The organism is Bacteroidota bacterium, assembly GCA_016213405.1.
In the GTDB taxonomy this organism is placed as follows: Bacteria; Bacteroidota; Bacteroidia; order Palsa-948; family Palsa-948; genus Palsa-948.
This window is the reverse complement of record JACRAM010000054.1, coordinates 16,546-34,004: the sequence shown is the minus strand read 5'-3', so window position 1 is coordinate 34,004 and position 17,459 is coordinate 16,546. Positions and strand designations below refer to the sequence as shown.

Below are 17,459 nucleotides of genomic sequence, written 5' to 3'. Positions count from 1 at the left end.
TTATGAGTTCCATAGAATTAGAATTATACGAACTGCTTAAAGTTAAACTTGGCGAAAAGGAAGCCAAGACATTGGTTACTTTTATTGAAGCGGAAGTAAAAGAAGAAATAGAAAAAGAAAAAAAGAACCTGCTTTCTCACGAGGATAAAGAAAAGCTTTTGACGAAAGCTGATGCGCTAACTATATTTGCAACAAAAGCGGATTTTGAAAAACTCAGAGCGGAATTACTTCTTGTTAAATGGATGCTCGGATTTGTGCTGGCGGGTATTCTTGCATTAATAGTAAAAACATTTTTCTGAAAATAGTTTCTATATTTGCTCATTATAACCCAGCGTTTATGTAATGAATAACTCTCTCTCTCTCTCTCTCTCTCTCTCGATTTTTTATTTAGGTTGCTCAGGAGAGCATATCTTTTTATTTTTAAGAAAAGTTTCCGAAACGCAGTTGAGTTTACCCCGTTGGATAATTTCAATCCTACGGGGTTTAACAGGCGTGATGTAATACACCCGCCTGCCGGACGGGCAGGTTTATTTTTGTTTAACCATTCACCCAGTGAAATTGTCTGTAAGACAGAATTTCACAGGGTAAAAACCATTTTACGATGAAAAAACTTTATGTGGTTATTTTGTTTGCTCTTATTAGCACAAACATATTTTCCCAGCAAATAACTTATTCTGATACTTCATGGAAATCAAAATATGAAATGTATGTTATAGGTAAATGTGATAAAGGTGTTTATGTATTCACAGCAAAAAGAAACAGCGACCAATTAAAAGACATGGCATTTAATTTATTTGATAATGATTTGAAAAAAATAAAATCTCTTAGTTATGATTTTGACAAGAAGGGTTGGCCTATAAAAGCATTTGTAGCTAACAATGAATTGAATCTACTTGTTTTTGATAAAAAAGGTCTTGAGGTTATTCAACCATTCGCAAATAAGATTATTACATTAAACCTCAGCAATGAATTTGTCTATGATAAATCATGGAATGATAGTTACCTCTTTAAAAGGTTTCACATTTTATCAGAGGGTAATAATTTCGTAATATATATGGATTATAAAAACCCCGACTCATGGGTTGCAGATTCTCCTAATATATATTACTGGACATTTGATGAAAACAACAATGTTAAAAAAAGTGTAATCAAGGTAAATGCTCCTGATTTTGGCAAGAAAAATAAAGCCATTCCCTTTTATTCTTTTGCCGGCAATTATTTTTTTGTTAACTATTTTAAATCGGAAAAAGAACGTCTTCATTTTTCTAGTGGCGCAGCAGAATTTATTTTTCAAACTTTAGATGGCGGAAAGGCAGATTTCGTTGATGTTAATACTGGCGATCTTCATTCTTTTGAAATTTCTGCTGTAGATGGTTGTTATTTTTTTTCATATAACTATTCAATAGAAAATAACAAAATAGTTTTTAGTGGGTTTTTAACAAAAAAAACCGAGAAAGAAAATCCATCATTTGCTTCAGGAACTTTCAAATATATTGTTGACCAATCAGGTGGAATTGATAATAAACAAATAGTTCCATTCACTCAAACGGTGCAAACACAAATTGATAACGCTTACAAAAACTCATCATTTTTCTCGTCACGTGGTTATGGACGAGCTGATTTTTATATTAATAATGGAAATAATATTTATGGTATCGAGGGAATGGAAATGCCTAAAGTTTACGTTGGTTCACCAAGCGGTGATGTCGTAACTCATTATACTGGTGAATTGCCACAAGAAGAATTTAGAGTGCCTGCAAATATTTATGGTGACATTGTATTATTATGTACTGATAAAACGGGAAATTATAAATGGATGAAATCATTTGAAAGAAACGAGAAAATAAAAGCATTTTCAAGAACATTGGATTGGGGTTCTTACATTTCTTGTAGTGATGGTAAATTTATTCATATCGTTTATAGTGATGATGGCAGCAAAATAACTCATTGCAAAATTGACGATGAAGGCAATACCAGCAAGAACACTCTTTCGGTTGAAGGAATTAAAATTTACCCGACAGAAGGCATTCAGATTTCAGATAAAGCAGTTGTAATGCCTTATGAAAAAGATGGACAATCAGGATTAATAAAAATTATTTTTTAACTGAGATTTGACGGAATTTATTTCCTCCAACTAAAAACTGAAAATGGAATCGCAAACAAAAAACTAATCATACAAAAATAAACCAACAAGACCCGCAAGGGCAAAAACAAAATGGCAGATATCAAAGACAAAGAGTATTCAGCGCTCAAGGAGAATTTAGAAAACATGGGCAATGGCATTGAAAAGCACAAGGACGATACGAAAAAACGGCTTCCGCCCGACATGATTCAAAAGACATATCAGGAATCTGAAGCCGCCCTCACAAAATCATGGAACACGGCAAAAGATGCGCAAACAAAAGCCAATGAAGCGTTTGATGTTTATCAGAGCGATGTTAAGAAATCGGAGGGCTTGTATAACGGGGATGTGCATATCATCAAAGGACTTTATGGCATTCACAGCGAAACGCTGCGCGATTATGGCGTTCAGCCCGAAAAACCACACACAGGTCGTCCGCCTAAACCACCCACTCAATAAAAACGCAAAATTTAAGGTTGCCTTCATTTTTTGGCTGAAATAAATGTTTTCCTCGTGGAAGAATAACAATTCTTTATGAAGGAATAACAATTCTTTGTGGAAGAATAACAATTCTTTGTGGAAGAATAACAATTCTTTGTGGAAGAATAACAATTCTTTGTGGAAGAATAAGAATTCTTTGTGGAAGAATAACAATTCTTTGTGGAAGAATAAGAATTCTTTGTGGAGGAATAACAATTCTTTCAATAGGAATAGTTTATCCTACACAAGGAATATCATTTCTTTCAGAAGGAATAACTTATCTGGTTTGGACTAAAGTCCGTTTGTATTGAATTTATTTGCCACGACCTTCTCCGAAGGAGTCCCTATGGGAAAGGTCGTGGCTATTGAAATAGCGGAAAGGATTTGGCTTTAGCCGAAAATATTATGGGCTGTTGCGTGAAGGATTGAGCCATTTGTTTGAGCTCTTTTTATGCTTCATAAAAAAGCGAGTGGCGAAAGCCTGACCCCTTGCGTTTCGCTTGGGGGCACGCCCACATGCAAATACAAATAGGCAAAGGGCAGTAGGCAATCAATAGCCAAACAATCAATACAGAACAACTGAACATTCGAACATTTGAATAATCGAATGACGAATGTTTTCAACCGTAAACTGTAGACCGTAAACTGTAAACGCTATTCATACCTCAGCGCTTCAATAGGGTCAAGCTTAGCAGCTTTCATGGCGGGATAAATTCCAGAGATGATTCCCACCGTAATGCAAATCACAAGCCCTCCGAAAATCCACATCCAGGGCATAATGAATCCTGACTTCATCTGAATGGAGGTGATGTTGCCGATGGCGGTGCCGAGAATGATTCCGACCAATCCACCGAGCAAACAAATTACAATGGCTTCGATGAGAAATTGATTGCGTATGTCTTTTCGTGTTGCGCCCATGGCTTTGCGTGTGCCTATTTCGCGTGTGCGTTCGGCAACGGCAACCAGCATAATGTTCATCAGCCCGATTGCCGCGCCCAGCAGTGTGATGATTCCGATAATGGTTGCCGCCAGGGTTACGTATTTAATATTGTCTATGAGAATTCCGGCAAGGGCATCGCTCTTGGTGATTTCAAAATTATCTTCTGCGCCTGTGCCGAGTTTGCGGATTCCTCTGAGTAATCCGGTTGCTTCGGCAAGCGTTGCTTCGAGCACGCGCGCATTGAAAGCAAGCACGTTTATGGTGAATGACATTTTTGGGTTGGGGAAATACTGCCTCGCGCTGGTTACCGGTATCAAACAAATTTTATCTCCGCCAAACATCATGCTGCTTCCTTTTGATTTCAACACTCCAATCACGGTGAACTTTCCGCTTCCCACGGTGATGATCTGGTCAATCGGATTTTCTTTTTGCTTGAACAAAACCGCAATAAGTTCATTGCCGATGATTACCACATGCGCGTTGTTTTGAATATCCTGTAAAGAAAAATTTCTTCCCTTGCCAAGTTCGTATCCTGATGTGGAGAGGTATCCTTCATCCGAACCAAGCACCTGCACATTCGGATTGCTTTTGTTGGATTTGAATTTCAACGTTGCCGTTTGCGATGCCCAGGTGGAAACAGAAACTGCCGCGCCATACTGAAATTCTTTTTTAAACTGAGTTGCCTGCGCGAAGGTGATGGGTGGAAACCGCTTTGCTTTTTTTCCCCTCCTCCCGATGTGAACTGACATTTCGCGGTTGCGAACGGTGAACGTGTTGGCTCCCATATCGGTGAAGTTGCTGTTGATGGAAGATTTAATGCTGTCAATGGCAGTGAGAATTCCAACCAGCGCCATGATTCCAATAGAGATAATGAGAATAGTGAGAATGGTTCTCAGCAACTGGCTTCGGATGGAACGCAGAGCGATGAGAATATTTTCAAGCAGCATTTTCACAATGGCGAAGATAGAAGGAATTTTGTCTGTGATAATCTGTGCAATCTGTGGCAAAAGTTTCTACATTTGTCAGCAAAACGATTAACGATTAACTATTAACTTTTTTATAAATGGACTTATCTAAAATCCTTTCCATCTCCGGCATGAGCGGACTTTTTAAAGTGGTTGCTCAGGGCAAAAGCGGACTTATTGTTGAATCGCTTGCCGACAAAAAAAGAATTCCGGTTCACGCCACCAACAAAATCAGCGTGCTGGATAATATCAGTATTTATGTTCACCCCGTAGGAGATTCCAAGGATGATACAATTCCTCTTCAGGATTTGTTAAAGAAGATATATGAAAAGCAAAACGGAGGTGTAGCGCCCGATTCTAAATCCTCTGATGATGAACTGAAAAAGTTTTTCGGAGAAGTACTTCCTGAATATGATAAGGAGAAAGTTCATACTTCTGATATCCGCAAAGCAATTCTCTGGTATAACCTTTTACAGAAGACGGATATTTTTACGAAGAAGGAAGAAGACCCCGATGGGGCAGGAAAAAAAGATGATGCGCCAGTTATTGCCGAGGAAGGAACAAAAAAGCCCGAACATAATTTCACACATGAAAATCAAGGAAAGCATTTGAACCCTACTGCCAATGTTCCGAAGAAAACAATGGGCGTTAGAAAAACCGGAGTGGCATGATGAATTAAGGAATTAGGATTTGAGGATTAAAGATTTTAAATCCTACATCCCAATTCCTACATCCTAAATTGCATTTAACTTATGGAATTCGATTTAACCAAATTAAAAAAGCGCCCTTCCTACCCATTTGAAACCATTGCGGTGGGTCTTGCCTTTTCTCCGCGAATGGAAATCATTTTATCAGAAGCAAAAAAGATTGCTGATGCATGCGGTTCTAAATTAGTTTTAATTCATGTTGGACCGAAAACAAAAGAGAAAGAAAAATCTCTTGGCGATATTCTTTTTCATACAGGTATTGAAGATAAGAAAGCAAAAATTATCTGGGCAGAAGGAGATGCAGTGGATACCATTCTTAAGCTTTGTAAACTAAATATTGTTGACCTTCTCATTCTTGGCGCTCTGGAAAAAGAAAACATCATTAAGTTTTATCTTGGCTCTATTGCCCGCACCATCAGCCGAAAAGCGAAATGTTCGGTTCTTCTTATTACCAGCACATCCGCGCAAAAACCAAAACAAAAAGTAATCATCAACGCAGGCGCTGACCATCCTAAAACGATGCATACTATTAACACGGCTTTTTATTTTGCAAAGCATACCGGAATAAAAGAAGTCACACTTGTGCACGAAGTTCACGCGCCTGCGCTTGCCATGGCGATGGCTGACAGCAGCAGCGCGCCTGAAGTAACAAAACTTAAAAAAGAATATACCGAAGAAGAAACGAATAAGCTTCATTCAATGATTTCCAAATGCGATATAGGAAACCTGAAAATCAATGAAAAGATAATTAAAGGAAGACCCGGCTATGCAATCCGTCAGTATTCCGAAACAAAAAAAGCAGATCTTCTTGTAATTAATTCGCCCGACACTCACCTCACTTTTCTTGACCGGATTTTCACACACGACATTGAATATATTCTTGCCAATCTTCCCTGCAATCTTTTAATTGTTCATTCAAGAGTTTAATTTGTGTCTAAGTTCTCTCATAATGACCTGATAGTAATTCTCACTGCTATCGGCACTATTCTCATTTTGTCCCGCATTATTTCTGAAATGGGAAGGAAGTTTCACTTCCCGATTGTAATGGGAGAAATTGTTGTCGGCATTCTTTTGGGTCCCACTATACTTGGAACATTCAATCCTGAATTTTTTGAAAGAGTTTTTCCGAAAGATGGAAATGTTTCCATCGCGTTTGACGGGCTGGTGAATCTTTCTGTAGTGCTTCTTCTGTTTGTTGCCGGACTTGAAGTTCAATTGCCCATGGTATTGAAGCAGGGGAAAACCGCCATCTTTACAAGTTTTTTCAGTATGCTGATTCCCTTTGCAACAGGATTTGCTTGCGCCTTTTATTTTCCGAAATGGTTTGGAAATGATTCGGGCGGAGATGTTTTTTTCGCCATGTTCATCGGAACTGCGCTGGCGATTTCAGCATTGCCTGTCATCGCCAGAATTCTGATGGACATGAATTTGTTCAAAACAAATATAGGCATGCTTATCATGGCTTCTGCCATGTTCAATGATTTATTCGGGTGGCTTATTTTTTCATTCCTGCTTTCCATGAAAACAGCAGATGAATCAATGGGAGTGGGTTATACCATATTATATATTTTCGGATTTGGAATTTTTATGCTCACCATCGGTAAAAAAATTATTGATCGCTCGCTGCCATGGATTCAAACAAAACTTTCCTGGCCCGGTGGAGTGCTTTCTATCTCCATTGGAATTTGTTTGCTCTGCGCTGCTTTCACAGAGAAAATAAATATTCATGCAATTCTTGGCGCTTTCATAGCGGGAATCGCTTTTGGAGATTCAGTTCATCTGCATGAAAAAGCACGCGAAATCATTCATCAGTTCATCACCAATTTTTTTGCTCCGTTGTTTTTTGTTTCTATCGGATTGCGTGTTAACTTCATAGATAACTTTGACGCCACGATTGTCGGAATAGTTTTGGTGCTTGCTTATTTCGGAAAAGTATTTGGCGCAGCATTCGGAGCATATATAGGTGGATTGAAAATCAAAAAAGCTTTTGCCGTGGGATTTGGATTGAATGCGCGCGGTGCAATGGAAATAATTCTTGGAACTCTCGCGCTCAGTGCCGGTCTTATTTCACCCAAACTTTTTGTAGCGCTTGTTATCATGGCGCTTGTGACCAGTTTGACGAGCGCTCCGCTCATCAGAAAGTTTCTTCAATAAAAACTAATATTTTCTATTAGCATCTAAGAGAAACATTCGGCAAGAGAAAAAGCTTCTTTCATTCTCACACCCTTCTCCGTTGTCTTAACAGTACAGCATTCATGTTTGGAATCATGCTCAAAGAATAAAACATATTCTTCGGTAGCGGCTTTGCTTAGGAATTTTTCTTTTTCGTCTAATGTTAACAGAGGACGAGTATCGTATCCCATTATATAAGGAACAGGAATATGTCCGGTGGTAGGAATTAAATCGGCAACATAAACAATTGTCTTCTCTTTATATTTAATGTGAGGATGCATCATTGCTTCGGTATGCCCGTTGGAAAACAGTGCCTCACCCCAACCCTCCCCGAAGGGAAGGGAGGCAAGTTCATCATCTGAAGAAGGAGGTGTAATAAATTTTAGGTGACCGCTTTCTTGAATAGGTAAAATATTTTCTTTAAGGAAACTTGCGCCTTCTCTTTTGTTTGGATGCATCGCCCAATTCCAGTGTCTTTCATTACTCCAGTAAGTTGCGTTTTTAAAAGCGAGTTCAAATTTTGTTCTGTCGCTGTTCCATTTCACACTTCCTCCGCAATGGTCAAAGTGAAGGTGAGAAAGAACAACGTCCGTGATATCATCAGGAGTAAATCCATGTTTCGCTAAAGATTTTTCCAGCGTATCATCTCCGTGTAGAAAGTAGTAAGAAAAGAATTTTGCATCCTGTTTTGTGCCGCAGCCGTTGTCAATCAGGATAAGTTTATTTCCGTCTTCAACCAACAGTGCGCGCATTGCCATATTAATCATATTGTTTTCATCGGCAGGATTGGTTCTTGTCCATATTGATTTAGGAACAACTCCAAACATGGCGCCACCGTCAAGTTTAAAGAAACCTGTATTAATGGTATATAGTTTCATAAATTATATGGTTCTACTATGTTTGTTGTGGGTAAACCCCGTAGGATTAAAATTATCCAACGGGGTAAACTAAAAAATGAACAATAGAACATTTGAATAACGAAGTCAGAAGTAAAATACATTCACTTCGAATGTTCTCAGTTCAAATGTTCAAATGTTCGTTATTCAATTTACAGTTCTACTATAAATCTCTACCCACAGGAAACCTTGTAGAACCAATTATATTATCAATACATATACTGCCCTCCATTGATAGAAATGTCGGCACCGGTCATGAAGGCGGCTTCATCGGAAGCGAGATAAGCAACCGCAGCAGCTATTTCTCGAGGTTGTGCCAAACGACCCATGGGGACTTGTGCAATAATTTTTTGCATCACTTCATCAGGTATTCCTGTAAGCATAGGTGTGGCGGTGTAGCCGGGGGAGATGGTGTTTGCGGTAATACCATATTTTACAACTTCCATGGCAATTGTTTTTACAAATCCATACATGCCGGCTTTGGAACTGGAATAATTGCAAGTGCCGTAAGAACCTTTATGCCCGTTAACGGAAGATATGCAGATGATTCGTCCCCATTTTTTTTCTACCATTTGGTTAATGACCAATCGTGAGCAGATGAATACACTGTTCAGGTTTGTGTTGATGACTTCATACCATTGTTCAGGAGTCATCTTTCTTACGGTAGCATCTCTTGAAATACCTACATTGTTAACAAGTACATCTACAGGACCAACTTCATCTTCAATTTTTTTTATCATAATGGTTGCAGACTGATAATTAGTGACATCGCCCTGAACGATTTTCACATCAATGCCCATTTGCAACTGGTCATCGCGCCATTTTTTTGCCATTTCGCGCCATTTCATTGCAGTCGTAAAATTTCTGTAGTTGGCAACTACAGAATATCCATCTTTATAAAGGCGTTCACAAATAGCAGTTCCCATACCGCCCGTACCCCCTGTTACAAGCGCTACTTTATTATTTTTCTCCCTCATACATTATCGCGATTATAGTAAGTTAAACACAATTACAGAAAATCAAAATTAGATATTTACAACAAATGTAATTATTGTAATCTTCTGATAATCTTGTAATCCTGATATTAAAGAGGTTCTTTCACATACCGCCCAGGTGCTGGTTCAATCACTTTATTTTTTTTGCTTCCTGGTTTTGCAGGTGCGTTAATCTCTTTGCCGGAATGTTGCTTCAGCCATTTAGCCCAGTGAATCCACCAACTTTCTTTATGATACTGTGCGGTTTCCTTAAAATGATCTAAGTCCTTTCCGAGTTTTCCATTGCTGAAATATCCGTACTTGTTTTCTTTTACGGGTGGATTTACAACTCCTGCCACATGACCTGATTCCCCTATTACAAATTCCACTTCACCGCCAACAAGACGAGTGGTTGAAAATGCGGTTTGACACGGTGAGATGTGGTCTTCTGCGGTGCCAAGCACATAACACGGGGTTTTAATTTTTCCCAAATCAACAGGGGTGTTACATACTTTGAGTGCATTCTTTTTGCTTAATTTATTTTCAAGTATGAAATGCCGTAAATAATAAGTGTACATATTTCCCGGCAGATTGGTATTGTCATTGGTCCAATGCAGGATAGAGTAGGGAGCAGGATCATTTCCTTTGAGATAATTATTAACGACATAACTCCATATCAAATCTTTGGAGCGTATCATGTTGAAGGCATTGGCCATATCTTTTCCCTGGAGCATTCCGTTCTTGCCTAATTCTTTTTCCATTTTTTGAATCAGCGGAAGGTCAACCACAGCGCTCAAGACACCAAAGTCAGAAAAATCAAGCATCGTGGCAAGGAAAGTAGCGGTGTTCAGGTCACTTTTCTTTTTTTCAGCGAGTACTGCTGCAACAGAACCCAGCAGTGTTCCTCCGATACAGTAGCCGAGTACATTTACTTTTTTCTGACTTGTAATTTCCTCAATTGCCGTAACAGCATCTAACATTCCGCTTTCTGCATAATCGTCAAAAGTAAGTTTTCCCATATCGCCTTTGGGCACACGCCATGAAATCATAAATACGGTGAAGCCCTGTTCTACAGAAAATCGCACAAAAGAGTTGTACGGTTCCAAGTCAAGAATATAATAACGATTTATCCAAGGGGGAATAATCAGCAATGGCACTTCACAAACTTTCTTGCCGGTCGGTTTGTACTGGATGAGTTGAATCAGTTCGTTTTCAAAAACTACACTGCCCGGAGTAGTTGCAAGATTTTTTCCTACTTCAAATGCTGAGAAATCTGTCTGGCTGATTTTTCCAAGTTTTATATCCTTGAGTAGGTTATTAAATCCTTTCTTTAAACTTTCTCCGTTCGTTTGCTGTGCCAGTTTGATTGCTTCCGGATTTGTAGCGAAAAAATTAGCTGGAGATAAAGCGTCAACAAAAAGCTGTGTATAGAATTTGAGTTTCTTTTTGGTAGTTTCATCTATATCTGCCTGCTCTATGATATTGTTCATCAATTCAGATGCCATGAGATAGGTCTGTTTGATGAAATAAAAATAATAAGGGGATTCGTTCCACTCAGGCGCATTGAAACGTTTGTCGCCATTAGGCAGCGGGTTTCCTCCTTCCATTATGTGTTGGTTGATTTCCTGCCACAACTCCATTTGTTTTTTATAAAAATCGAAATAACTGTTCTGAATATTTGACCCAGACTTTTCCGGGTTGGATGCGATGCTGTTGCTGAAATTGCGCCAGGTTTCTGTCATGTCCTTGCTTGAGTGAATCAGATTTGGCAAACTGTCAAGGTAGGCTTGCGTCATACGCTGACCGGCTTCTGCCATGTCTTTTAGCAATTTGGTAGTTTCGTTGCTTGTTGTTTTTTGTGATCGGCTCATAGTTTAAAAGTGTTAAAACAATGAAAGTACAAAAATAAAAAACCCTCCGATGTATCAGAGGGTTTCAAAATCGGATTATACAGTCATAAAAAAATGGTTTACGGTTTATAGTTTACGGTTTAAGGTTGATAGAACTATAGACAGTAAACTGTAAACTCGAAACCTTATTTATCTTTCTCCCACCAGTTTGCCACCCAGTTGCTGTATGCCTGCAAGCCCTTACTTTGAAATTTTACAAGTGTATCAATCTGCGTGTTGATGTTGTTGGAAAAACGCTTGCTGAAATTAACCGACAGGTTGATGTGCTTGTTATACACATCAACGATTTTCTTCATATCGCGGGTAGAAAGTTCAATGCTCTGCTCAAAATTTTTCTGCTGCAGGGCAACAAATTTTTCATAATTGAATTTATCGGATGAATAACCCTGATGCAATGCCTCTGCGCTTTTCTTGTTGAAGTCAATAATTTGGCTTATGCGGTGCAGATGTGAGTCAATGATGGTGTCAATCACCTCTTCGGACATTTGCAATGAATTAGCAAAAGTGCTGTTAATTTCATCCAGATGGGAAGTATCCATTTTGGCATCCTTCATTTGTTCCCGCAGTGCTTTCACATACTCCTTGTTTGTCTCAATAGCGTGGTTGTACTGCTTGGTGCAGGCATCAATGGTGGATCGGATGTTTTCTTTTGCTTCCTCGCTGGCTTCATCCAATTTTGATTTAAGCCCTTCTATCTGCTCAGAGATAGTTTTGTTTTCCGATGTGCCGGATTGCTTTTTTGCTTTTGGTTCTTCTACTGTTGTCATGGCGAATGAGAATTGGTGGTACGGATAATGAATTGATTACGAATCTACAAATGAGGACATTTTCTGTTATTCGTAAATTCGTTTTTTTTTTATTCTCTATCCTTCCCTTTTGTTTATTGTTTATTTGTTTTTGTTTGTTGATTTCTTCTCTTGTTCAAAATTTTTGAGCGTGTCATTGAAGAGTTTGGTGTTCATCTCTGCCACCGCATCAAACTGTTTGGTGATGCTGTTGAGCAACTGCTCACTTGCCTTTTGAGTAAACTGCGCTTCTTTATTGTAATTCTCCACCAGGTTTTTAATGGTTTGCCCTGAGGTTTTGATGGTGCTTCCAAGGATGTTTTTAAATTGTTCGGAATAGTTTTTGAGATTATTTTCCTTAGTAAGAGTGTTTAAGAATTGCGTGCCCGAGTCGCTGAACAATTCAGATTGTTTCTTAAAAATGCTGAGTACGGCCTCAATAACTTCCTTGCTTACAGGCGAAAAAAAGGATTCTTCTTCGCTCCATGAACGGAATATTTTTTCCGTTACTTCTTTTGAGAGTTTACTCGTCTCCGCCAGTGTTTGCTGATAGGAGTCAAGATTTTTTTTCCACAGGTCGGAAGCGACTCCATAGTTTTTTGAAAAGTCGGTCTTGAGAGTGCCTCCAACAAAATTGGTGTACCACTCGGCAGAAGTGGAGAGTTGTTGGTTGTACGCCTCCAGAATGGACAGCGATGCCTTTTTGTAAATGTCGGTAGTGGTTTTGAATGCTTCCTGCATTTGTTCCGCTGCGTTTGCAAATGTTTTTTCTTTTGTTTCCATGATGATATAATTTATTATTGATTATTGGTTTCGAAATATTAACGATTAACTTATTCTGTTACACTTTTTCTTTTTCTCCCGGTTGTTTCCACCATTCCTGTGCCCAGCCGGTGAATCGCTGCAATGATTTTTTCTGAATTTCAAACATGGCTTCCACCTGTGCGTTCACATTATCCGCAAACTTTGTGTTGAAGTTGAGTGCCAGATTGGTATGTTTGTTATAGAAATCAAGAATCTCTTTGGTGTTTTCGGCAGTGAGTTTCTGTGATGCTTCCATGTTTTCGTGAATCAATTCCAAAAACCTGTCAGCGTTTTCCACATTGGATTCTTTCACCGCTTCCACCAGTTTGGTATTGAAATCCACAGTGAGTTCCATCTGTCTGGTGTAGGAATTGATGATGCCATCCAGCGTATCTTCCGCCAGCTCTAACGATTGCAAAAAGGTGTTTTTCACTGTGTCGCTCACCTCTTCGTTCACTTCGTGCAGGTCTAACTTTTGCTTGATGGTGTTGAACACTTCGGCATTGGTATCCAGCACCGTGTTCATTTGTTTTTTGCTCGTGCCAATCAGTTCTCTGATTGTTTGTTTTGATTTTTCCGCAAAGCCGTTGATGTTCTTTTTAATCTTTTCAGCTTTTTCATGCGTGCTTGTTGTTTTTGTTTCCATGATGATTTGTTTTGTTACATAAAATTGTTTTTAATAATTTGGGACGCGAATATAATACATACTTTTAAATACACACAACATTTTATGATAGTTTTTTATGTGTTTCTGGTCATGTATCCTCCTGATATTTATCAGGTTTATCCGTTACCGTGTTCCTTTCAGTATTTTTAGGTCTTTCGCTCAGATAATGTACTGAACCTGTATTCTATATGGATGGAGAAAGAAAATACACAAGGTTGAATAACTATTCAATAGCAAATTTTCAAAAGCAAAACCACTAATTGATTTCATTCGTAAATTCGTTTTTCTATGCGGGTTCACTTTATTTCAATCGGAGGCGCAGTAATGCACAATTTCGCGATTGCTCTTCACAGGAAAGGTTATACGGTCACTGGTTCAGATGATGAAATTGTTGAGCCGTCAAAAACGCGGCTTGAAAAACTTGGCTTGCTTCCTGCAGAAATGGGCTGGCATCCTGAAAAAATTTCCGAAGAGCTGGATGCAGTTATTCTCGGCATGCACGCGCGGATTGATAACCCTGAACTTCTCCGAGCACAGGAACTCGGACTGAGGATTTATTCCTACCCGGAATATATTTACGAGCAGACAAAAGATAAAATCAGAATTGCAGTAGGAGGGAGCCATGGCAAAACCACTATCACTGCCATGATTCTTCACGTGCTGAAGCAATGCGGAAAAGATTTTGATTATCTCATTGGCGCGCAGGTGGAAGGATTTGATACAATGGTAAAACTTACCGCCTCAGCCACTATTGCGGTGTTTGAAGGCGATGAATATCTTGCCTCTCCGATTGACCGCAGACCAAAATTTCTTCTTTACAAACCCGATGTGGCTCTCCTCAGCGGAATTGCATGGGATCACATCAATGTTTTTCCGACTTACGCAAGTTATGTGGAGCAGTTTAAAAAATACATTGACTGCATCGAGCAGATTGGCGCACTGGTTTATTGCGAGACAGATGAAGAAGTAAAAAAACTTATTTCTAAAGCAAGAGCAGATATCAGATTGTATCCCTATTCAATACCGAAACATAAAATTGAAAATGGAAGCACTTATTTAATAGATGAAGGCAAAGAAATTCCGCTGATGGTTTATGGCGAACACAATCTGATGAACATCAGCGGAGCTCGTTTGGTTTGCCGACAAGTCGGAATCAGCGATGAAATTTTTTATAAAGCCATTGCTTCCTTTAAAGGTGCGGCAAAGAGATTGGAATTAATTGTCAAGAATGATTCATTTGCTTTTTACAAGGACTTTGCTCATTCGCCATCGAAAGTAAAAGCAACGATTGAAGCAGTGAAAAAACAATTTCCGAATAGAAAACTTATTGCCTGCCTTGAACTGCACACCTTCAGCAGTCTGAATGAAAATTTTCTGAAAGAGTATGCAGGAACGATGGATGCTGCTGATGAAGCAGTTGTTTATTTCAATCCGCATACGATAGAGCATAAGAAACTAAAGTCCATCACAGAAGAGCAGGTGAAAATATCTTTCAAGCCCATCCCCAACCCTTCCCCAAGGGAAGGGAGTTCATTTTCTGTATTTACAAATTCAAAAACTCTTTTTGACTTTCTGCTGAAGCAGAAATGGGAAAATAAAAATCTGCTCATGATGAGTTCAGGAACTTTTGACGGAATGGATTTCAAGACACTAATTCCACGAATTGACACGAATTAATTAGCACGAATTCGTGCTAATTAGTGGCAGGTGGATTCTTCACCAGGAAAGCTGATGAAATAAAAGAAAGTATCAGTCCTGCAATCAAAACTCCTGTAAGCACACCCGTTGCCTGTTTCAGAGGCGTGTAAAATTCCTGAATCGAAACAATGGCTAAATCAATTTCACTTTGCGGTTTGTTTGCCGTGTGCATAAATTCTACTGTCTGTGAAATTATCTGTGGTGCCGTTTCGTGGTCAAGGAACATGAAGTAGAGATAAGTGAATATCGAAACGATAAGCGCAGTGACCACTGAAATACCCAAAGCGGTTTTCATTACTTCTTTCAGCGTGATGTATCCGTTCAGTTCTTCTTTTCGGTTTCTTATAGCCATAACAAGAGGAATGGAAATCAGTAAAAGACCGATCAGTCCTGAATAAATTCCGAATGTGGTGAATTGGGAATGTGTAAAATAAACTCCGAGTTTGCAGAAAATCATCAGAGCAGAGGCGAGTAAAGAGTATTTGATAGTAGAGTTCAAGGAATCCCCCTTAGTCCCCCTTTACAAGGGGGAGATGGTTAGCTGTTCATCGAAACTAAAAACTCCTCATTGCTCACCGTGTTCTTCATTCTGTCCTTGATGAACTCCATGGCTTCAAGCGGATTCATATCGGCAAGGTGCTTGCGCAGTATCCACAGGCGCTGAAGCGTTTCTTTGTCAACCAGCAAATCGTCTCTGCGTGTGCTCGATGCGGTGATGTCTATAGAAGGATAAACTCGTTTGTTGGCAAGTTTTCTGTCCAGCTGCATTTCACTGTTTCCTGTTCCTTTGAATTCCTCATAGATGACATCATCCATTTTAGAACCTGTTTCTGTGAGTGCTGTGGCAAGAATGGTGAGCGACCCGCCATTCTCAATTTTCCGTGCAGCTCCAAAAAAGCGTTTTGGTTTTTGCAGAGCAGTTGCCTCCACACCACCCGACAAAACTTTTCCTGATGAAGGAGAAAGTGTGTTGTAGGCACGGGCAAGGCGTGTGATAGAGTCAAGAAGAATCACCACATCGTGTCCGCACTCCACCATGCGTTTTGCTTTTTCTAAAACAATATTTGCTATGCGCGCGTGGCGCTCTGCCGGTTCGTCAAATGTGGAAGAAATAACTTCTGCGTTAACGCTTCGCGCCATATCAGTAACTTCTTCGGGGCGCTCGTCAATCAGCAGTACGATGAGATATGCTTCAGGGTGGTTTTCTGAAATCGCGTTTGCCAGATCTTTCAGCAGAACGGTTTTACCTGTTTTCGGCTGGGCGACAATCAAAGCGCGTTGTCCTTTTCCTATGGGCGTGAATAAATCCACCACGCGCAAAGACATGTTTTGTTCTTTAGGGCGGGTGAGTTTGAATTTTTCTATAGGGAAAAGAGGCGTGAGGTGATCAAACGGAACGCGGTCGCGCACATACGATGGGTCGCGACCGTTGATGGCTCCCACTTTAATGAGCGGAAAATATTTTTCGCCTTCTTTCGGTGGGCGAATGTCGCCCGATACCGTATCGCCTGTTTTTAGTCCGAACAAACGGATCTGCGACTGCGATACATACACATCATCGGGAGAATTCAAATACTGATAATCGGAAGAGCGCAAAAAACCATAGCCATCAGGCATGATCTCCAATACGCCTTCGCCAATCACAATGCCGTCAAAATTAATTTCAGGTTTTCTGTCCTGCCGCGGTACTTCCTGCGTCTGGTCAGAATTTTCATTCTTCGCATCGCTCGGATTTATCACCGGGTCAACAGGCAGAGAAAAAGTTTCCGTTTCGTGATACGATTGCTCTGTGCGCGCGGGCTCTTTGATAGAAGCAGGGGAGTCGTCTCCGTTATTTTCATCAATGAAATTATCCTCTTCTTTATCAGAAGCAGGTCTTTTGTCATCCGGTCTGCGCTGCGTCACTTTTTTGTCGGGCGTTTTGGATGGGTTGGTTGCCTGAAAGTCAAGAATTTTGTAGATAAGGTCTTGCTTCTTCATCGCGTTAAAATTCGGGATGTTGAGTTTTTCGGCAATCTCTTTGAGTTCGTTCAAAGCTTTGTCGTTTAGTTCAATGATGTCAAACATAGGTAGGAAATTAATGATTAGAATTATGAATTTTGGAAGGAAAACATGGTAAAATAAGAATTACAGATAAATAGCGTAAAACGCTGATAGTTATTAAAGTATGTGTATTGACAGATAGATCACAACGAAACTGAAAAGAAGGCTAACTAATAAGTGCTTTTATCAAGAAACGAGGCAGATAAGTATTTGGAATTATTAAACGAACTGGGGATTGACATTACAAATATACAAAGTTTATTAATATGCAAAAAAATTATTTATTGATGATAATC

General features: G+C 39.5%; 17 protein-coding genes. 8 read left to right on the top strand and 9 right to left on the bottom strand.

Features of this window, described 5'->3' with window-relative positions; translation table 11 throughout:
- Window positions 1-2: 2 nt before the first annotated feature.
- The 4 genes from HY841_05875 (at window position 3) to HY841_05860 (ending at window position 2,581) form a co-directional block, all read left to right on the top strand.
- Window positions 3-299 (top strand): hypothetical protein, encoded by a 297-nt coding sequence (locus tag HY841_05875; protein ID MBI4930270.1) that lies wholly within the window; start codon window positions 3-5, stop codon window positions 297-299.
- A 302-nt stretch (window positions 300-601) separates the two neighbouring features.
- A complete protein-coding gene (locus HY841_05870; GenBank protein MBI4930269.1) occupies window positions 602-2,104 on the top strand; it encodes a hypothetical protein in 1,503 nt (500 codons plus the stop codon).
- Window positions 2,105-2,185 (top strand): T9SS type A sorting domain-containing protein, encoded by an 81-nt coding sequence (locus HY841_05865; GenBank protein ID MBI4930268.1) that lies wholly within the window; start codon window positions 2,105-2,107, stop codon window positions 2,183-2,185.
- A 30-nt stretch (window positions 2,186-2,215) separates the two neighbouring features.
- Window positions 2,216-2,581, top strand: a complete 366-nt coding sequence (locus HY841_05860) for a hypothetical protein (GenBank protein MBI4930267.1) — start codon at window positions 2,216-2,218, stop codon at window positions 2,579-2,581.
- A 675-nt stretch (window positions 2,582-3,256) separates the two neighbouring features.
- Here the strand turns inward: HY841_05860 and HY841_05855 are convergent.
- Entirely contained in the window at window positions 3,257-4,489 is a 1,233-nt protein-coding gene (locus tag HY841_05855) for an ABC transporter permease (protein ID MBI4930266.1), read from the bottom strand.
- A gap of 116 nt (window positions 4,490-4,605) precedes the next feature.
- Here HY841_05855 and HY841_05850 point away from each other — a divergent pair, with 116 nt between their 5' ends.
- From HY841_05850 to HY841_05840, 3 genes are all read left to right on the top strand, one after another.
- The gene (locus HY841_05850) at window positions 4,606-5,178 is read left to right on the top strand and encodes a DUF5606 domain-containing protein (GenBank protein MBI4930265.1); all 573 of its coding nucleotides are present in this window, start codon (window positions 4,606-4,608) and stop codon (window positions 5,176-5,178) included.
- Window positions 5,179-5,259: 81 nt separating this feature from the next.
- A complete protein-coding gene (locus HY841_05845) occupies window positions 5,260-6,141 on the top strand; it encodes a universal stress protein (protein ID MBI4930264.1) in 882 nt (293 codons plus the stop codon).
- A gap of 3 nt (window positions 6,142-6,144) precedes the next feature.
- Window positions 6,145-7,368 carry a cation:proton antiporter gene (locus tag HY841_05840; GenBank protein ID MBI4930263.1) on the top strand — a complete coding sequence of 408 codons (1,224 nt, stop codon included), beginning with the start codon at window positions 6,145-6,147 and terminating at the stop codon, window positions 7,366-7,368.
- A 23-nt stretch (window positions 7,369-7,391) separates the two neighbouring features.
- Here HY841_05840 and HY841_05835 read toward each other — a convergent pair whose 3' ends face one another.
- From HY841_05835 to HY841_05810, 6 genes are all read right to left on the bottom strand, one after another.
- Entirely contained in the window at window positions 7,392-8,264 is an 873-nt protein-coding gene (locus HY841_05835) for an MBL fold metallo-hydrolase (GenBank protein ID MBI4930262.1), read from the bottom strand.
- Between the two features lie 227 nt (window positions 8,265-8,491).
- A complete protein-coding gene (gene phbB, locus HY841_05830) occupies window positions 8,492-9,259 on the bottom strand; it encodes an acetoacetyl-CoA reductase (GenBank protein ID MBI4930261.1) in 768 nt (255 codons plus the stop codon).
- Window positions 9,260-9,366: 107 nt separating this feature from the next.
- Window positions 9,367-11,127, bottom strand: a complete 1,761-nt coding sequence (gene phaC / locus HY841_05825; protein ID MBI4930260.1) for a class I poly(R)-hydroxyalkanoic acid synthase — start codon at window positions 11,125-11,127, stop codon at window positions 9,367-9,369.
- A gap of 164 nt (window positions 11,128-11,291) precedes the next feature.
- Entirely contained in the window at window positions 11,292-11,933 is a 642-nt protein-coding gene (locus tag HY841_05820; protein ID MBI4930259.1) for a hypothetical protein, read from the bottom strand.
- Between the two features lie 120 nt (window positions 11,934-12,053).
- Window positions 12,054-12,734 carry a hypothetical protein gene (locus HY841_05815; protein MBI4930258.1) on the bottom strand — a complete coding sequence of 227 codons (681 nt, stop codon included), beginning with the start codon at window positions 12,732-12,734 and terminating at the stop codon, window positions 12,054-12,056.
- A 58-nt stretch (window positions 12,735-12,792) separates the two neighbouring features.
- Window positions 12,793-13,401 carry a hypothetical protein gene (locus HY841_05810; protein ID MBI4930257.1) on the bottom strand — a complete coding sequence of 203 codons (609 nt, stop codon included), beginning with the start codon at window positions 13,399-13,401 and terminating at the stop codon, window positions 12,793-12,795.
- Window positions 13,402-13,710: 309 nt separating this feature from the next.
- On the opposite strand from HY841_05810, the gene HY841_05805 reads away from it, so the two are divergent.
- Window positions 13,711-15,099, top strand: coding sequence for a peptidoglycan synthetase (locus tag HY841_05805; GenBank protein ID MBI4930256.1), 1,389 nt, complete (start codon window positions 13,711-13,713; stop codon window positions 15,097-15,099).
- Window positions 15,100-15,115: 16 nt separating this feature from the next.
- On the opposite strand, the gene HY841_05800 is transcribed toward HY841_05805, so the two are convergent.
- Together HY841_05800 and rho are read right to left on the bottom strand one after the other, a co-directional pair.
- Window positions 15,116-15,619, bottom strand: coding sequence for a DUF4199 domain-containing protein (locus tag HY841_05800; GenBank protein MBI4930255.1), 504 nt, complete (start codon window positions 15,617-15,619; stop codon window positions 15,116-15,118).
- A 38-nt stretch (window positions 15,620-15,657) separates the two neighbouring features.
- A complete protein-coding gene (gene rho / locus HY841_05795) occupies window positions 15,658-17,187 on the bottom strand; it encodes a transcription termination factor Rho (GenBank protein ID MBI4930254.1) in 1,530 nt (509 codons plus the stop codon).
- Window positions 17,188-17,459 lie beyond the last annotated feature (272 nt).

Excerpts from the sequence above, each read along its gene's own strand:
- HY841_05875 (MBI4930270.1), top strand. The coding sequence starts at position 3 with ATGAGTTCCATAGAATTAGAATTATACGAACTGCTTAAAGTTAAACTT.
- HY841_05870 (MBI4930269.1), top strand. The coding sequence starts at position 602 with ATGAAAAAACTTTATGTGGTTATTTTGTTTGCTCTTATTAGCACAAAC.
- HY841_05860 (MBI4930267.1), top strand. The coding sequence starts at position 2,216 with ATGGCAGATATCAAAGACAAAGAGTATTCAGCGCTCAAGGAGAATTTA.
- HY841_05855 (MBI4930266.1), bottom strand. The coding sequence starts at position 4,489 with ATGCTGCTTGAAAATATTCTCATCGCTCTGCGTTCCATCCGAAGCCAG.
- HY841_05850 (MBI4930265.1), top strand. The coding sequence starts at position 4,606 with ATGGACTTATCTAAAATCCTTTCCATCTCCGGCATGAGCGGACTTTTT.
- HY841_05845 (MBI4930264.1), top strand. The coding sequence starts at position 5,260 with ATGGAATTCGATTTAACCAAATTAAAAAAGCGCCCTTCCTACCCATTT.
- HY841_05835 (MBI4930262.1), bottom strand. The coding sequence starts at position 8,264 with ATGAAACTATATACCATTAATACAGGTTTCTTTAAACTTGACGGTGGC.
- phbB (MBI4930261.1), bottom strand. The coding sequence starts at position 9,259 with ATGAGGGAGAAAAATAATAAAGTAGCGCTTGTAACAGGGGGTACGGGC.
- phaC (MBI4930260.1), bottom strand. The coding sequence starts at position 11,127 with ATGAGCCGATCACAAAAAACAACAAGCAACGAAACTACCAAATTGCTA.
- HY841_05820 (MBI4930259.1), bottom strand. The coding sequence starts at position 11,933 with ATGACAACAGTAGAAGAACCAAAAGCAAAAAAGCAATCCGGCACATCG.
- HY841_05815 (MBI4930258.1), bottom strand. The coding sequence starts at position 12,734 with ATGGAAACAAAAGAAAAAACATTTGCAAACGCAGCGGAACAAATGCAG.
- HY841_05810 (MBI4930257.1), bottom strand. The coding sequence starts at position 13,401 with ATGGAAACAAAAACAACAAGCACGCATGAAAAAGCTGAAAAGATTAAA.
- HY841_05805 (MBI4930256.1), top strand. The coding sequence starts at position 13,711 with ATGCGGGTTCACTTTATTTCAATCGGAGGCGCAGTAATGCACAATTTC.
- rho (MBI4930254.1), bottom strand. The coding sequence starts at position 17,187 with ATGTTTGACATCATTGAACTAAACGACAAAGCTTTGAACGAACTCAAA.